This is a genomic window from Kitasatospora sp. NBC_01287 (assembly GCF_026340565.1).
Lineage (GTDB): Bacteria > Actinomycetota > Actinomycetes > Streptomycetales > Streptomycetaceae > Kitasatospora.
Genome location: NZ_JAPEPB010000001.1, coordinates 5,752,253 through 5,768,010 on the forward strand (window position 1 = coordinate 5,752,253; position 15,758 = coordinate 5,768,010).

The 15,758-nt window shown below is 74.6% G+C and carries 8 protein-coding genes; 6 read left to right on the forward strand and 2 right to left on the reverse strand.

The features are described 5' to 3' along the window. Nucleotides 1-78: 78 nt before the first annotated feature. Nucleotides 79-609 (reverse strand): Rv3235 family protein, encoded by a 531-nt coding sequence (locus OG455_RS24915; RefSeq protein ID WP_266297241.1) that lies wholly within the window; start codon nt 607-609, stop codon nt 79-81. Between the two features lie 269 nt (nt 610-878). On the opposite strand from OG455_RS24915, the gene OG455_RS24920 reads away from it, so the two are divergent. The 4 genes from OG455_RS24920 (at nt 879) to OG455_RS24935 (ending at nt 9,143) form a co-directional block, all read left to right on the forward strand. Beyond that, nucleotides 879-1,388, forward strand: coding sequence for a hypothetical protein (locus tag OG455_RS24920; RefSeq protein WP_266297243.1), 510 nt, complete (start codon nt 879-881; stop codon nt 1,386-1,388). Between the two features lie 146 nt (nt 1,389-1,534). Continuing rightward, nucleotides 1,535-2,191: an HAD family hydrolase gene (locus OG455_RS24925; RefSeq protein ID WP_266297245.1), complete on the forward strand. Its 657-nt coding sequence runs from the start codon at nt 1,535-1,537 to the stop codon at nt 2,189-2,191. A gap of 85 nt (nt 2,192-2,276) precedes the next feature. Continuing rightward, complete coding sequence (gene pruA / locus OG455_RS24930; protein WP_266300944.1) at nt 2,277-3,902, forward strand: L-glutamate gamma-semialdehyde dehydrogenase; 1,626 nt, start codon at nt 2,277-2,279, stop codon at nt 3,900-3,902. 279 nt (nt 3,903-4,181) lie between these two features. After that, nucleotides 4,182-9,143, forward strand: coding sequence for an NAD-glutamate dehydrogenase (locus OG455_RS24935; protein ID WP_266297247.1), 4,962 nt, complete (start codon nt 4,182-4,184; stop codon nt 9,141-9,143). A gap of 128 nt (nt 9,144-9,271) precedes the next feature. Here the strand turns inward: OG455_RS24935 and OG455_RS24940 are convergent, their stop codons facing one another. Continuing rightward, nucleotides 9,272-12,037 carry an FtsK/SpoIIIE domain-containing protein gene (locus OG455_RS24940; RefSeq protein WP_266297249.1) on the reverse strand — a complete coding sequence of 922 codons (2,766 nt, stop codon included), beginning with the start codon at nt 12,035-12,037 and terminating at the stop codon, nt 9,272-9,274. 317 nt (nt 12,038-12,354) lie between these two features. On the opposite strand from OG455_RS24940, the gene OG455_RS24945 reads away from it, so the two are divergent. Both OG455_RS24945 and OG455_RS24950 read left to right on the forward strand, forming a co-directional pair. Beyond that, on the forward strand, nt 12,355-14,274 hold the full coding sequence (locus OG455_RS24945) for a serine/threonine-protein kinase (protein WP_266297252.1): 1,920 nt from the start codon (nt 12,355-12,357) through the stop codon (nt 14,272-14,274). Nucleotides 14,275-14,443: 169 nt separating this feature from the next. Next, a complete protein-coding gene (locus OG455_RS24950; RefSeq protein ID WP_266297254.1) occupies nt 14,444-15,748 on the forward strand; it encodes a serine/threonine-protein kinase in 1,305 nt (434 codons plus the stop codon). Nucleotides 15,749-15,758: the final 10 nt, after the last annotated feature.

Here is a 15,758-nt window from a genome sequence, read left to right on the forward strand (position 1 = left end):
GCCCTGCCGCGCCCGCACCGCCACCGCCGCGTCGTCGCCGCGTCAGCGTCCCCCGCGGCGTCAGCGCCCCCCGCTGCGTCAGCGTGCCTCCACCGCGGCCAGCTGCCACTGCTCGGTCCGCCGGTGCCGCTCCAGCCGGAACGCCACCATGTGGTGGCGCTCGCCGCTCTCGACCCGCACGCAGACCTCCAGCACGCCCGCCGCCGGGGCGGATTCGTGCACCCGGGCGAGCCGGGGGCGCTGCGGCTGCCCGGGGCGGCGCAGCGGGCCCTGGCCGGCCAGCCGGGCGAGCAGGCGGTAGCCGTCGTGGGTGGTGTGCCGGGCCAGCTGGCCGATCGGGCGCAGCCCGCTGAGCACCTCGACCAGGCGCAGCGCGAAGCGGGCGGCCAGGTCGCCGTCGTCGCAGGCGGCGCGCGGGTGGCGCGGCGCGACGGCGCGGCCGGTGGGCGCGCGGTGCGGCGCGGGGCGCCGGGCGGCTGCCAGCCGGCGGATCGCCGGCCCGGTGGCGGGTGCGGCAGCGGCAGTGGCAGTGGTGGCGGCAGGTGCACTGGCGGGTGCGGCGAGTGCACTGGCGGGTGCGGTGGTGGTGCGGAGCGCGGTCTCGGCCATGGGCGGTACCCCCGGATCTGGTTCGCAGGATGGTCTGCCCCCGTTATCGGCGCCCGGTCCCGCCGGCCCGAGACCGCCGGGACCCCGCCACGCCGGTCGCCCGGACGGCGGCTTGACCACCCCCGTGCCCGGTGGGCCCAGGGCCGCGCGCACCGCCCGGCCCGCCGCACCGGTGGCCCGACGATGCGCTCGAAGGGGGACACCGGGGTGATCGTCCGGGCCGTATTCTGAGGGGGTCCCGCAGCACCCCAGGAAGCGAGCGTGCCCCGATGCGTGTCTACGTGCCCACCACCCTGGCCGCGCTGGCCCAGGCGCAGCGAGGCGGCGCGCTGGAGCAGCCCGCGGCCTACGCGGTCACCCCGGCGCTGCGCGAGTGGTACATCAGCGACGACCTGGAGGAGCTGGAGTACGCCGCGCTGGTGCGCGCCGCCCAGTCCTCGCTGCGGCTGCTGGCGGCCGACCCGCAGGCTCCGCGCCGCCGGGTGGTGGTGGCGCTGGACGTGCCGGACGCCGCCGTCCAGCCGTTCACCGGCGACGAGTACCAGGACCAGGCCTCGCTCGGCCGGGTCACCCTGGGCGGGCCGGTCAAGCTGGCCAAGGCCGCCGCGGTGCACGCGGACGCCGACGACGACGGGGTGGTCGAGGACGTCGCCGCGGCGGCGGCCGCCATCGACGCCGCCGACGCCGGGGACGCCGACGCCCAGTTCAGCGTGGACGGCGCCGAGGACCACGAGCTGCTCTGGTTCGCCACCCAGGAGATCCCGGGCCTGATCGCCTGATCGCCTGCCTGCCTGTCCGGTCGCCCGCCTGCCTGCCTCTTCCCCAGGGGCCCGGGCCCCTGATCGCCCGAGGGGCGCGGCCGATCTCTACGCCTTTGACCACTGCCCGACACCTGACTGTCGGTGCCGGCCGCTACCGTTCCGGGGTGCGAACTCACATCGTCTGGGACTGGAACGGGACCCTGCTGCACGACATGGCGGCCGTGCTCGGCGCGAGCAACGCCGCCTTCGCCGTGCTCGGCGGCGCGCCGCTGACGCTCGAGCAGTACCGCGAGATGTACGAGATCCCCATCCCGCGGTTCTACCAGCGGGCCCTGGGCTTCCAGCCGAGCAGCGCCGAGTGGGAGCGGCTGGACTCGGCCTTCCAGCAGCACTACAGCGAGGTCAGCGGGCAGTGCCCGCTGACCGAGGGCGTTCCCGACCTGCTCGCGGCCTGGGCGGCCGAGGGCCACACCCAGTCGCTGCTGTCGATGTACGAGCACCGGCGGCTGGTCCCGATCGTGGAGTCCTTCGGGATCCAGCGGCACTTCCTGCGGGTGGACGGCCGCACCGGTCCCTCGCACGGGCAGAAGGCCGCCTCACTGGTCCGCCACCTGGCCGCGCTCGCGCCGGGCGTGGACCCGGCGCGCACCGTGGTGATCGGGGACGCTGCCGATGACGCGCTCGCGGCCCGCCAGGCGGGCGTGCACGCCGTGCTCTACACCGGCGGCTCGCACATCCGCGCGAACCTGGAGCCGATCGGCGTCCCGGTGGTGGACACCCTGGCGGAGGCGGTCGAGCTGGCCCGGCGGATCCCCGTCTGACCGGTGTGTCGCCGCCCCGGCGACGGCTGGGCTGTGGTCAGTCTAGGGCGACCGAACAGCCAGCAGAGCGGAGCCGCCCATGCCGATCGACGCCGTGACCAAGGTGCCCGTCCCGGTCAACGAGCCGGTGCGCGACTACGCCCCCGGCAGCCCGGAACGCGCCCGGCTGCTGCGCCGGCTCGACGAGCTGGCGGCCGAGCCCCTCGCGCTGCCGATGACCATCGGCGGCGAGCAGCGGTTCGGCTCCGGCCCGCGGATCGACGTGGTCCAGCCGCACCACCACACGGCCAAGCTGGGGGTGCTCGGCAACGCCACCGCCCAGGACGCGGAGCTCGCGGTGGGCGCCGCGCTGGCCGCCGGGCCCGACTGGCGCCGGCTCTCCTTCGACGACCGGGCGGCGGTCTTCCTGCGCGCCGCCGAGCTGCTGGCCGGCCCTTGGCGCGAGACGCTGGCGGCGGCCACCATGCTCGGCCAGTCCAAGACCGTGCAGCAGGCCGAGATCGACGCGCCCTGCGAGCTGGTCGACTTCTGGCGCTTCAACGTGCACTTCGCCCGCCAGTTGCTGGCCGAGCAGCCCGAGTCCGCGCCGGGGGTGTGGAACCGCACCGACCACCGCCCGCTGGAAGGTTTCGTCTACGCGGTCACACCGTTCAACTTCACCGCCATCGCCGGCAACCTTCCCACCGCACCGGCCCTGCTCGGCAACACGGTGGTCTGGAAGCCCGCGCCCACCCAGACCTTCGCGGCTCACCACCTGATGCGCCTGTTGGAGGCGGCCGGACTGCCGCCCGGGGTGATCAACCTGGTCACCGGGGACGGCCGGGCGCTCTCCCAGGTGGCGCTGGCCAGCCCCGACCTGGCCGGCCTGCACTTCACCGGTTCCACCGCCACCTTCCGCGAGCTCTGGCAGACCATCGGCGCCAACCTGGCCGGCTACCGGAGCTACCCGCGGATCGTCGGCGAGACCGGCGGCAAGGACTTCCTGATCGCCCACCCCTCGGCCGACCCGGCCGTGCTGACCTGCGCGCTGATCCGCGGCGCCTTCGAGTACCAGGGCCAGAAGTGCTCCGCGCTCTCCCGGGCCTACCTGCCGCGCAGCCTCTGGACGCGGATCAAGGACGACCTGCTGGCCCAGGTCGACGCCCTCACCGTGGGCGACGTGACCGACCTGTCCAACTTCATGGGGGCGCTGATCGACGCCCGGGCCTTCGCCAGGAACCGGGACGCGATCGACAGGGCGGGGCGCGATCCGCGGGTCGAGCTGGTGGCCGGCGGGCAGTACGACGACGCGATCGGCTACTTCGTGCGGCCCACCGTGCTGGTCAGCGGCGAGAGCCGCAACGAGATCTTCTCGACCGAGTACTTCGGGCCGATCCTGGCGATCCAGCTCTACGAGGACCGCCGCTGGAGCGAGGCGCTGGCGGCCATGGACGGCGACGCGCCCTACGGGCTGACCGGCGCGGTGATCGCCCAGGACCGCCGGGCCATCGCCGAGGCGCTGGAGGCGCTGCGGTTCGCGGCGGGCAACATCTACATCAACGACAAGCCGACCGGCGCCGTGGTCGGCCAGCAGCCCTTCGGCGGCGGCCGCGCCTCGGGCACCAACGACAAGGCCGGGGCGGCCCAGAGCCTGCTGCGCTGGACCTCGGCCCGCTCGATCAAGGAGACCTTCGTCCCCCCGACCGCCACCGGGTACCCCCACCTGGGCTGAGCGGCACGACTTGGACAAGCTGTCGAGGAAAAGTGGATCTCCCTGCGCCTTTGTGCCTCCCTGTCCCCTGACACCTTCGTTTCCGCCCGTTAGGCTGGCTGGCGTCGTGGGGCCGTCCCGCAGGCCGTAAAAGCCTGTCGTACCCAGGCAAGGGGTTCTTTAAGCGTGCCTTGAGTGCCTCTCGCCAGGATCGTGCGGGAGGATTGCGGACAGGCCCGGCGGTGCACACCCTGACCACCACCGAGTCACGCAACGGCGCGCGACAGGAGCCAATCAGCCATGCAGACCAAGCTGGACGCGGCCAAGGCCGAACTGCTCGTCAAGGCGGCCGCGGCCGCGGAGCACAGCCAGGTAGGGGGAGCGGCGCCCGGGGAGGGTCTGAGCAACGGCGCTCTGACCGCGTACCTGCAGCACTACTACCTGCACACCGCTCCCGAGGACCTGGTCGACCGCGACCCCGTCGACGTCTACGGGGCGGCCGCCTCGCACTACCGGCTGGGGCTGAAGCGTCCCCAGGGCACCGCCGAGGTCCGGGTCTCCACCCCGACCGTCGACGAGAACGGGTGGTCCAGCGGCCACACCGTGGTCGAGGTGGTCACCGACGACATGCCGTTCCTGGTCGACTCGGTCACCAACGAGCTGTCCCGGCAGAACCGGTCGATCCACCTGGTGATCCACCCCCAGCTGGTGGTGCGCCGTGACATCACCGGCAAGCTGCTGGAGATCCTCGACATCGACGCCTGCGCGCGCAGCCAGGCGGCCGGCGCCGACTGGCCCGCCGACGCCACCGTCGAGTCCTGGATGCACATCGAGATCGACCGCGAGAGCGACCGCGCCGACCTGCGCCAGATCGAGTCCGACCTGCGCCGGGTGCTGGGCGATGTCCGCGAGGTGGTCGAGGACTGGGCGAAGATGCGCGCCTCCGCGCTCCGCCTGGCCGACGAGCTCGCCGAGCAGCCCCCGGCCCACCTGCCCGAGCAGGAGGTCGGCGAGTCCTGGGAGCTGATGCGCTGGCTGGCCGACGACCACTTCACCTTCCTCGGCTACCGCGAGTACGACCTGGTCGAGCACGAGGGCGAGGAGGTGCTGCGGGCGATCCCCGGCACCGGCCTGGGCATCCTGCGCTCCGACCCGCTCAGCCACGACAGCGACCACCACCCGGTCAGCGAGTCCTTCGGCCGCCTCTCCGCCCCGGTCCGGGCCAAGGCGCACGAGAAGAAGCTGCTGGTGCTGACCAAGGCCAACTCCCGTTCCACCGTGCACCGTCCGTCCTACCTGGACTACGTCGGCGTGAAGAAGTTCGACGCCGACGGCAACGTGGTCGGCGAGCGCCGCTTCCTCGGCCTCTTCTCCTCCGCCGCCTACACCGAGTCGGTCACCCGGATCCCGGTGGTGCGCCGCAAGGTCCAGGAGGTGGTCAACGCCTCCGGCTTCTCCGCCGAGAGCCACGACGGGCGCGACCTGCTCCAGATCCTGGAGACCTTCCCGCGCGACGAGATCTTCCAGACCGCCGCCGAGGAGCTCCAGCAGATCGCGACCAGCGTGCTGTACCTGCAGGAGCGCCGCAAGCTGCGGCTCTACCTGCGCCAGGACGAGTACGGGCGCTACTTCTCCGCGCTGGTCTACCTGCCGCGCGACCGCTACACCACCCGCATCCGGCTGCGCCTGATGGACATCCTGATGCAGGAGCTGAACGGCGCGGCCATCGACTACACGGTCTGGTCCACCGAGTCGGTGCTGACCCGTCTGCACTTCGTGGTCCGGGTCGCCCCGGGCAGCGAGCTGAGCGAGCTGACCGAGGCCGAGATCGAGCGGATCGAGGCCAAGCTGGCCGAGGCCGCCCGGTTCTGGATGGACGGCTTCAACGACCAGCTGCTGCTGGAGCTCGGCGAGGAGAAGGCCGCGGACCTGGGCCACAAGTACGCCAACGCCTTCCCCGACGGCTACCGGGCCGACTTCTCCGCGCGCACCGCCGTGGCCGACCTCAAGCAGATCGAATCGCTGCACGGCGAGGGCGACTTCCGGCTCAACCTCTACCAGCCGGTCGGCGCCGGCGACGACGAGCGCCGCTTCAAGATCTACCGGGTCGGCGGTCCGATCTCGCTGACCGAGGTGCTCCCGGTGCTGCAGCGCCTGGGTGTCGAGGTGCTGGACGAGCACCCGTACGCGCTGCGCCGCTCCGACCACACCACCGCCTGGGTCTACGACTTCGGCCTCAAGCTGCGCGAGGCGGCCGAGCTGACCGACGAGGCCCGCGAGCGCTTCCAGGAGGCCTTCGCGGCCACCTGGACCGGTCACGCGGAGAACGACGGCTTCAACGGCCTGATCCTGACCGCCGGGCTGAGCTGGCGTCAGGCGGTCGTGCTGCGCGCCTACGCCAAGTACCTGCGCCAGGCCGGCAGCACCTTCTCGCAGGACTACATGGAGGACGCGCTCCGCAACAACGCGCACACCACCCGCCTGCTGGTGAACCTCTTCGAGGCCCGCCTGAGCCCCAGCCACCAGCTGGGTGCCGACGAGCTGGGCGAGGCCATCCTGGAGGAGCTGGACGGCGCGCTGGACGAGGTCGTCTCGCTGGACGAGGACCGCATCCTGCGCTCCTTCCTGCACCTGATCAAGGCCACCCTGCGGACCAACTTCTTCCAGCGCGCGGCGGACGGCCAGTGGCACCCGTACGTGTCGATGAAGTTCGACCCGCACGCCATCCCGGACCTGCCGGCCCCGCGCCCGGCCTTCGAGATCTGGGTCTACTCGCCGCAGGTCGAGGGCGTGCACCTGCGCTTCGGCAAGGTCGCCCGCGGCGGTCTGCGCTGGTCCGACCGGCGCGAGGACTTCCGCACCGAGATCCTGGGCCTGGTCAAGGCCCAGATGGTGAAGAACACCGTGATCGTCCCGGTCGGCGCCAAGGGCGGCTTCGTCGCCAAGCAGCTGCCGGACCCGGCGGTGGACCGCGACGCCTGGCTGACCGAGGGCATCTCGTCCTACAAGACCTTCATCTCCGCCCTGCTGGACATCACCGACAACCTCGTGGGCGGCGCCGTCGTCCACCCGGTCGACGTGGTCCGGCACGACGAGGACGACACCTACCTGGTGGTCGCCGCCGACAAGGGCACCGCGACCTTCTCGGACATCGCCAACGGCGTGGCCGAGCAGTACGGCTTCTGGCTCGGCGACGCCTTCGCCTCCGGCGGCTCGGCCGGCTACGACCACAAGGGCATGGGCATCACCGCCCGCGGTGCCTGGGAGTCGGTCAAGCGCAACTTCCGCGAGCTGGGCGTGGACACCCAGTCCGAGGACTTCACCGTGGTCGGCATCGGCGACATGTCCGGTGACGTCTTCGGCAACGGCATGCTGCTCAGCGAGCACATCCGGCTGGTGGCCGCCTTCGACCACCGGCACATCTTCCTGGACCCGAACCCCGACGCGGCCACCTCCTTCGCCGAGCGCCGCCGGCTCTTCGACCTGCCGCGCAGCTCCTGGGACGACTACGACAAGGCGCTGATCTCGGCCGGCGGCGGCGTCTTCCCGCGCACCGCCAAGTCGATCCAGCTGACCGCGCAGGTCCGCGAGGCGCTCGGCATCAGGACGGCCAAGCTCACCCCGGCCGAGCTGATGAAGGCGATCCTGCAGGCCCCGGTGGACCTGTTCTGGAACGGCGGCATCGGCACCTACATCAAGGCCGAGCGGGAGACCAACGCGGACGTCGGCGACAAGGCCAACGACGCGATCCGGGTCAACGGCAGCCAGGTCCGCGCCCGGGTGATCGGCGAGGGCGGCAACCTCGGCTGCACCCAGCTGGGCCGGATCGAGTACGCCCAGGTGGGCGGCCCGGACGGCCCGGGGGGCACGAGGAGCGGCGGCTGGATCGACACCGACGCGATCGACAACTCGGCCGGCGTGGACACCTCGGACCACGAGGTGAACATCAAGATCCTGCTCAACCAGGTGGTCGCCGAGGGCGACATGACGGTCAAGCAGCGCAACACCCTGCTGGCCGAGATGACCGAGGAGGTCGGCAAGCTCGTCCTGCGCAACAACTACGCGCAGAACGTGGTGCTGGCCAACGCGGTGGCCCAGGCGCACAGCATGGTGAACGTCCATTCGCGGATGCTCAACCGGCTGGAGGCGGACGGTCAGCTCGACCGCCAGCTGGAGTTCCTGCCCAGCGAGAGGCAGCTGAAGGAGCGCCAGCAGAGCGGCTTCGGGCTCACCCAGCCCGAGCTGTCGGTGCTGCTCGCCTACACCAAGATCACCCTGGCCGACGAGCTGCTCGCCACCGGGCTGCCCGACGACCCGTACTTCCGCGAGACCCTGCACCTCTACTTCCCGACCGCGCTGCGCGAGCGGTTCGCCGAGGCGGTGGACAACCACGCGCTGCACCGGGAGATCATCACCACCCTGATCGTCAACGACACGATCAACCGCGGCGGTTGCACCTTCGCCTTCCGCCTGCGGGAGGAGACCGGCGCGACCTACGAGGAGATCGCCCGCACCCACACCGCGGCCCGCGCGGTCTTCGGCCTGGAGAAGATCTGGGACGAGGTCGAGGGCCTGGACAACCGGATCCCGGCCGAGACCGCCACCCGGATGCGGCTGCACTCGCGCCGGCTGGTCGAGCGGGCCACCCGGTGGATGCTCAACAACCGCCGTCAGCCGCTGGACATCGCCGAGACCATCGCGTTCTTCCAGCAGCGGGTCGACCACGTCTGGACCAGCCTGCCCAAGCCGCTGCGCGGCGAGGACCTGGCCTGGTACGAGAAGATCCACGCGGAGCTGACCGGCGCGGGTGTGCCCGAGGCGCTGGCCACCCGGGTCGCCGGGCTCTCCTCGACCTTCCCGACCCTGGACGTCACCGAGGTCGCAGAGCGCTCCGGCAAGGACGTCGCCGAGGTCGCGGACCTCTACTACGACCTGGGCGACCGCCTGGGCATCACCCATCTGCTGGACCGGATCATCGAACTGCCGCGGATCGACCGCTGGTCCTCGATGGCCCGCACCTCGATCCGTGAGGACCTCTTCGCGGCGCACGCCCAGCTCACCGAGGACGTGCTGGCCTGCGGTCCGGAGAGCGCGACCAGCGAGGAGCGCTTCACGGCCTGGGCCGAGCTGAACAGCACGCTGCTCAGCCGGGCGCAGACCACGCTGGACGACATAAGGGGTTCGGACACCTACGCGCTGTCCAGCCTCTCGGTGGCCATGCGGGTGATCCGCACGCTGCTGCGCACCGGTTCGATGCGCTGAGGGCGGGACGGCAGCGGAGCGGGGCCGCACCTTCGGGTGCGGCCCCGCTCCGCGTTTGCTCCGCCGTCGCGGCCGCGCGCCGTCGCGGTCGCTCTCGCCGCCGTCGTCGCGCGTGACCGCGGTGGGGCTCAGCCCTGGGCGGCCCGCTGCAGCGCGCTGGCCAGCAGCGCGAGGTCGGTGGGCCCGTTGCCCAGCTCGCGCACCGGCCGCCTGGTCGGCGGGGCGCCCAGCTGGGCCGGGTCGAGCGCGACCACGGTGGGGCGCAGGGTCGCGGTGCGCGGGATCCGGCCGCTGACCCGGGCGGTCTGGAAGGCCAGCACCGCGCCGTCCGGTCGGCGCAGGTAGCCGCGGCCCGGGGTCTGCTCGGGCAGGGCCGCCGCGTCGTCGACGTGGACCAGCAGCTCGGAGTCGGCCGGATGGTCGGTGCGCAGCGCGATCCGCCACAGCGCGGCCTCGTCCAGCTCGCTGCCCGCGCTCAGCTCGGGGCGGCCGGTGGCGGCCACCAGGTGCATGCCCAGCCGCCCGCCGCGCTGCGCCACGGCGCCCAGCGCGCGGGCCAGCGGGCGGCCGGCGGGGGAGGTGGGGGCGAGCAGCGCGTCGTAGTCGTCCACCACCACGACCAGGCGGGCGGGGAGCGCGTCGGCCACCACCGTCGCGGTGCCGGCCACGGTCGCAGTCGCAGTCGCAGTCGCAGTCGCAGTCGAGGCCGAGGCCGAGGCCGGGCGCCTGGCGCCCTGCTCGGCGCTGCGCTGCGGCCCGATCACGGCGGGCCGGGCGGTGAGCGCGCGCTCGGCGAACCAGACCGGGAAGGAGCGGTCGCGGAACAGCTCCTCGCGTCTGGCCAGCTCCTCCTGCAGCGCCTCGGCGGTCAGCAGGGCCTGGCGCGGCTCGGCGGCGGCCTCCACCCGGCCGGTGACGTGCGGCAGCTCGGCGCAGCCGGCCAACGCGTCGTCGCGGCCGCCGATCAGCAGCACCTGGAGCCGGTCCGGTCGCTCGCCGACGGCGAGCGAGGCCACCAGGGTGCGCAGCAGCTCGCTCTTGCCGGCCCCCCTGGCGCCGCCGACCAGCAGGTGCTGCGGCTCGCCGAGCCCGGCCCCGGCCAGGTCGATGGTGCACAGGTCGTCCCGGGTGGTGCCGAGCAGGGCGGTGGCGGTGCCGGCCGTGCTGGGCAGGTCCGCCCAGCGGGCGGAGAGCTTGGCCGGGGTCACCGTGTCGAGCTCCAGCAGGTCGAGCAGCCGCAGCGCCTCCGGCAGCGGCCCGCGGGAGACCGGCGCGGCCTCGCGCAGCGGCGCCAGCGCCCGGGCCAGCCGCTCGGCCCAGGCCGCCGAGACGGCGTCCAGGACGACCTCCTCGGCCGCCCGGCCCTCGATGCCGACGGTCAGCCGGGTGGCCACCTCGCCGGTCACCGCGGCGTCGGCGCCCAGGCCCCGCGGCAGCAGCGCGGGACGCTCGGCCAGGCAGATCGTGAAGACGCCGGCCGCCGCGCCCTGCCGCAGCAGCCGGGCCAGCGCCTGCCGGGCCGGCTCGGAGCCGGGATCGCCGTCCACCAGCAGCACGGTCAGCGGCTGGGCGCCCGCCTCGGCCGGGCGGTCGGCCAGCTCGGCCAGCCGCACCTGGGCCTGCGCCTGGTCGAGGCCGACCAGCAGGCGGCAGTCCTGGCCCTGGCCCGGGCGCAGGTGCGGCAGCCACAGGGACCAGCCCCAGTCGGCGGTGCGCTGCTCGGCCTCGTGCTCCTCGTCGGCGCTGACCACCACCAGGCTCAGGCCGCTCGGCGGGTGCAGCACGGCCAGCTGGGCGAGCAGCGACCTGGACAGGCCGAGCAGCCGCTCGCGCGGCCCGGTCAGCCCGAGGCTGCCGACCGCCCGCAGGTCGACGGTGACCGGCACGGCGGGCAGCACGGCGCCCGGGGTGGTGCCGGGGCCGGCCGGCACATCGGCGGTGCCCAGCCGCACCACCAGGGCGTCCGGGTGGGCGGGGAGGCGCTCCCAGAGCCGGGGGCCGGGGCCGAGCGCGCTGAGCAGCAGGCCGGCCGGATCGGGGAAGCGCTCCCGCCGGGCGGCCGCCTGGCGGTCGCGGGCCCTGGCGTGCTGCTGCGCGGTGTCCGGTGCGGCGGCGGGCGTGGGGGAGCGGCCCAGGGTGCGGGAGAGCAGCGAGCGGGTGCGGCCGCTCCCGGCGGCGGCGGGCGGCGCGGGCGGTTCGGCGGCGGGCGCGCCGGGCCGGGACGGGCGGGGCGCCGGGCTGACCTGGAGGTGGCCCAGGCCGTCCGGCGCGGTGCTGCGGACCTGGTCGGCGGCGGGCGCGGCGGCCAGCGCCACGGTGGACTCGCCCAGGCGCAGCAGGGCGCCCTCGGGCAGCGGCCGCGGCTCCTCGGCGAGCGGGCGCCCGTCCAGCGAGGTGCCGTTGGTCGAGCCGAGGTCGTGCACCGTGACACCGCCGTCGGCGGCCAGCTGGAGGGAGAGGTGCAGCCGGGAGACGTCGGGGTCGTCCAGCGGGACGTCGGCCTCGCTGGAGCGGCCCACCCGCACCTGGCTGCCGTGCAGGCGGTGCACGCCGCCCGCGTCCGGTCCGCCGACCACCCGCAGCTCGACGGCGGCCGCGGCCGCCCCGTCGTCCGGCGGGACGGCGGCGTCCGGGTCGGGCTCGCCGAGCGTGAGCACGGCGCCGTTCAGCAGCGGGGGGTGGCCGAGCGGGGTGCGTTCGTCGATGCGCCGGGCCCCGGCGTAGAGGTGCACATGGGTCGCGCTGCGCGCGCCGCGCACGCCCACCGCGCCTGCCAGCGCCACCGCGAGCGATCCGAGCGCCGTGCCGACGGGGGCGGTGACCAGGACGTCGGTGGCGGGCGCGGGCACGCCGGCGCCCGCGCGGGGCCGGAGGACCGTCAGCCGGATCTGCATCTCGCCCGGGGTTCCCCTCTGCTCGTGATGAGTGTTGGACCACAGGAGTGCTAGGCGTCATCCTGCCACCCGGGACTGACAGTCCGCGCACCGTACCGGATTTGACGATCTTGTGATCATCGTCATGGTGGGGCCTGTGGAGTCGGTGGAGTCGGCGAAGTCGGTGGGGGCGTCAGGACCAAGGCGGCCCGGTGCCGTGCGCCACCCGGCTCGCGCACTCATCCGGCTGGGGTTTGCCGGGCACCGTTAGAGTTGCCGCACACACGGACTATCGCGCGCGGCGACGGTAGGCCTCGGCAGGGCAAGGAGTGCACCAGGTGCGGCCGGTCGGCAGCAAGTATCTGCTCGAGGAGACCCTCGGGCGCGGTGCCATGGGCACCGTCTGGCGGGGACGGGTGCGCGAGGACGCCGGGCTGGCGGACCTGGTGCCCGGCCAGCAGGTCGCGGTCAAGGTGCTCAAGGAGGAGCTGGCCGCCGACCAGGACATCGTGCTGCGCTTCCTGCGCGAGCGCTCGGTGCTGCTGCGGCTGCGCCACCCCAACATCGTGCGGGTCCGCGACCTGGTCGTCGAGGGTGAGCTGCTCGCCCTGGTGATGGACCTGGTGGACGGCCCCGACCTCTACCGCTACCTGCGCGCCAACGGCCCGCTGAGCCCGATCGCGGCCGCGCTGCTGATGGCCCAGATCGCCGACGCGCTCGCGGTCAGCCACGCGGACGGCGTGGTGCACCGCGACCTCAAGCCCGCCAACGTGCTGCTCGCCACCAGCCAGGGCGAGGGCCAGGGCGGTGAGCAACTGCACCCGATGCTCACCGACTTCGGCATCGCCCGGCTCGCCGACTCCCCTGGCATCACCAGGACCAGCGAGTTCGTCGGCACCCCCGCGTACGTCGCCCCCGAGTCGGTCAGCGGCCGCCCGCAGACCTCGGCCGTGGACATCTACGGCGCCGGGATCATGCTCTACGAGCTGGTCACCGGGCGGGCTCCGTTCCAGGGCGACGGCGCGCTCCAGGTGCTCCAGGCCCACCTGACCCAGGAGCCGCCGCGCCCGCCCGGGATGCCGGAGCCGCTGTGGACCGTGGTCGAGCGCTGCCTGAGCAAGGATCCGGCCCGGCGCCCGAGCGCCACCTCGCTGGCCCACGCGCTGCGCGTGGTCGCCGCCGGGATCGGCGTGCACGCCTCGCCCGCCGCGGTGGACGCCGCGCTCGGCGTGGCCGCGCTGCTGCTCCCGGAGGAGCGGCCGGCCGAGGTGCCCGGCACCGGCCAGGGCGAGCAGTTCCAGCCGGACCAGGCGACCCGGGTGCTGAACTCCCAGTACGACTCGGGGGCCGCCACCCAGGTGCTGCCGAACGGCGCGCCCGACACCGCGGGCCGGCCGGCCGGCGACCCGACCCGCCTGATGCCGACCCCGCCCGGCGGCCCGTTCGCCGCCCAGCCGGGCCCGCCCGCCGCGCCGCCCGCCGCGCAGCCCGAGGCCCCGCACCCGTGGCAGACCCAGCTGCGTGCCGCCCGGGACCGCAACCAGCAGACCCAGGTCTTCGCGGCCGAGGAGTTCGAGCCCCCGCAGGCCGCCCCGCGCCCCTACCAGCCCGGCGGCTACCCCGGCCCCGGCTACCCGCCCCAGGGCGGCGCCCAGCCGCCTCAGGGCTACCCCCAGCAGGGCGGTTACTCCCAGCAGGGCGGCTACCCGCCCCAGGGCGGCCGGCCGCGCCAGGGCGAGCCCGGGCCGGGCTACGGGCGCGCCGAGCGCCCGCCGGTGGCCCCGCCGCCCTACCGGGGGCAGCGCGGCCGCCCGCCGGGCCCCGGCTACCGCGACCAGGGTTACGCCGAGCAGGACCAGCAGTACCGCGACCAGCAGTACCCCGAGCAGCAGTACCCGGACCAGGGCTACCAGGCGTACCGCGAGCCGTCCCAGCGCCCGGCCCCGTCGGCGCCCGCGCCGGGCCGCCGTCCGGAGCCGCCGCAGCACCGCCCGGAGCCCCCGGCCCCGCGTCCGCCCGAGCCGGAGCGCGAGCCCCGGCCGCGCCGTGAGCCGCGCCCGCGCAGCCGCAACCGGATGTACATCCCGGGCCTGGGTTGCCTCAAGGGCTGCCTGATGGTGCTGCTGATCATGGCGGTGGCCGCCGCCGCGCTGTGGAACTTCACCCCGCTGCCGCACTACTGGGACAACGTGCACCAGTGGTGGGACAGCACCACCGGCTGGGTCAGCAGCACCTGGCACTCCGTCACCGGCAACTGACGGTCCGACACCAAGCGGTCAGTATTGACGCTTTGTCGACATTGGCTGGCGGGAGGTCCCGCACAGGGGCCCAGGGCGCGTAGGTTGGTCGGCGACGCACCGACCTCACGAGCGCTCCCGGGCCCCCAGCGGCGGCCAGGGAGCGCTCCCCGCCGCCCACGGAGCAGCATTGGCACGCAAGATCGGCAGCCGGTACACCGTGCACCAGGTGATCGGCCGGGGGTCCGCCGGCACCGTGTGGCTGGGCGAGGGCCCCGACGGAGCGGTGGCGGTCAAGCTGCTGCGCGAGGACCTGGCCACCGACCAGGTGCTGGTCGGCCGCTTCGTCCAGGAGCGGGCCGCGCTCACCAGCCTGGACCACCCGCGGGTGGTCGGGGTGCGGGACATGGTGGTGGACGGCGACGACCTGGCGCTGGTGATGGAGCTGGTGCACGGCACCGACCTGCGCTCCCGGCTGGAGCGCGAGGGGGTGCTCGCCCCGCAGGCCGCCGCCGCGGTGATCGCCGACGTGGCCGACGGCCTGGCCGCAGCGCACGCGGCCGGGATCGTGCACCGCGACGTCAAGCCGGAGAACGTGATGCTCGACCTGGCCGCGCCGCCGGGGCCGGGCGGGACGCCGCGCGCCAAGCTCACCGACTTCGGCATCGCCCGGCTGGTCGACGCCCCGCGCCGGACCAGGGCCACCCGGATCATCGGCACCCCCGACTACCTGGCGCCCGAGATCATCGAGGGCCTGGAGCCGCGGGCGGCCGTCGACATCTACGCCCTGGCCACCGTCTGCTACGAGCTGCTGGCCGGCTTCACCCCCTTCGGCGGCGGCCACACCGGCGCGGTGCTGCGCCGGCACGTGACCGAGAGCGTGCCACCGATCCCGGGGCTGCCGGAGGGGCTGTGGCGGATCATCTCCGAGTGCCTGGCCAAGGCGCCCGCCTCCCGGCTGCGCGCCGCCGAGCTGGCCGAGCGCCTGCGCGAGCAGCTGCCCGCGCTGGCCGGGCTGCCGCCGCTCGCGCTGCCCGCCCAGGACCGGCCGGCCGCCGAGGAGGCCCCGACGCCCGCCGAGGCCGTCTACACCGAGGCGGACACCGGCAGCGGGACCCACCGGCGCCGGCGCGGCCCCGCCGTCCCGCTGGTCCCCGCCCCGGCCCCGGACTCCACCAGGGACACCCACACCAGCCTGCGCCGCCCCTCCGCCCAGGAGCTGGCCGGCTACGCCGCCGAGTCCCGCGCCCAGCGCGCCACCACGCCCGCCGCCACCCACCGCGGCGGGCGCCGCACGGCTCTGGTGCGCCGGCGCCGGCTGCTCGCGGTGCTGCTCGCCGTCCTGCTGCTGCTGGCCGGCGCGGCCGCCGCGTTCAGCGCCTTCGGCAGCGGCGGCGGCCACCACGCGGGTGCTGGTGCGCCGGGCCCGGTGGTGGCCGTACGGAGCACCGCCGACAGCGGCGGGCCACCGGCCGGTGTCAGCGCCCCGCGCTAACCATTAGGCT

What these genes read in the sequence shown, in the direction of transcription:
- OG455_RS24915 (WP_266297241.1), bottom strand. Translation starts at nt 609, where the DNA reads ATGGCCGAGACCGCGCTCCGCACCACCACCGCACCCGCCAGTGCACTC.
- OG455_RS24920 (WP_266297243.1), top strand. Translation starts at nt 879, where the DNA reads ATGCGTGTCTACGTGCCCACCACCCTGGCCGCGCTGGCCCAGGCGCAG.
- OG455_RS24935 (WP_266297247.1), top strand. Translation starts at nt 4,182, where the DNA reads ATGCAGACCAAGCTGGACGCGGCCAAGGCCGAACTGCTCGTCAAGGCG.
- OG455_RS24940 (WP_266297249.1), bottom strand. Translation starts at nt 12,037, where the DNA reads ATGCAGATCCGGCTGACGGTCCTCCGGCCCCGCGCGGGCGCCGGCGTG.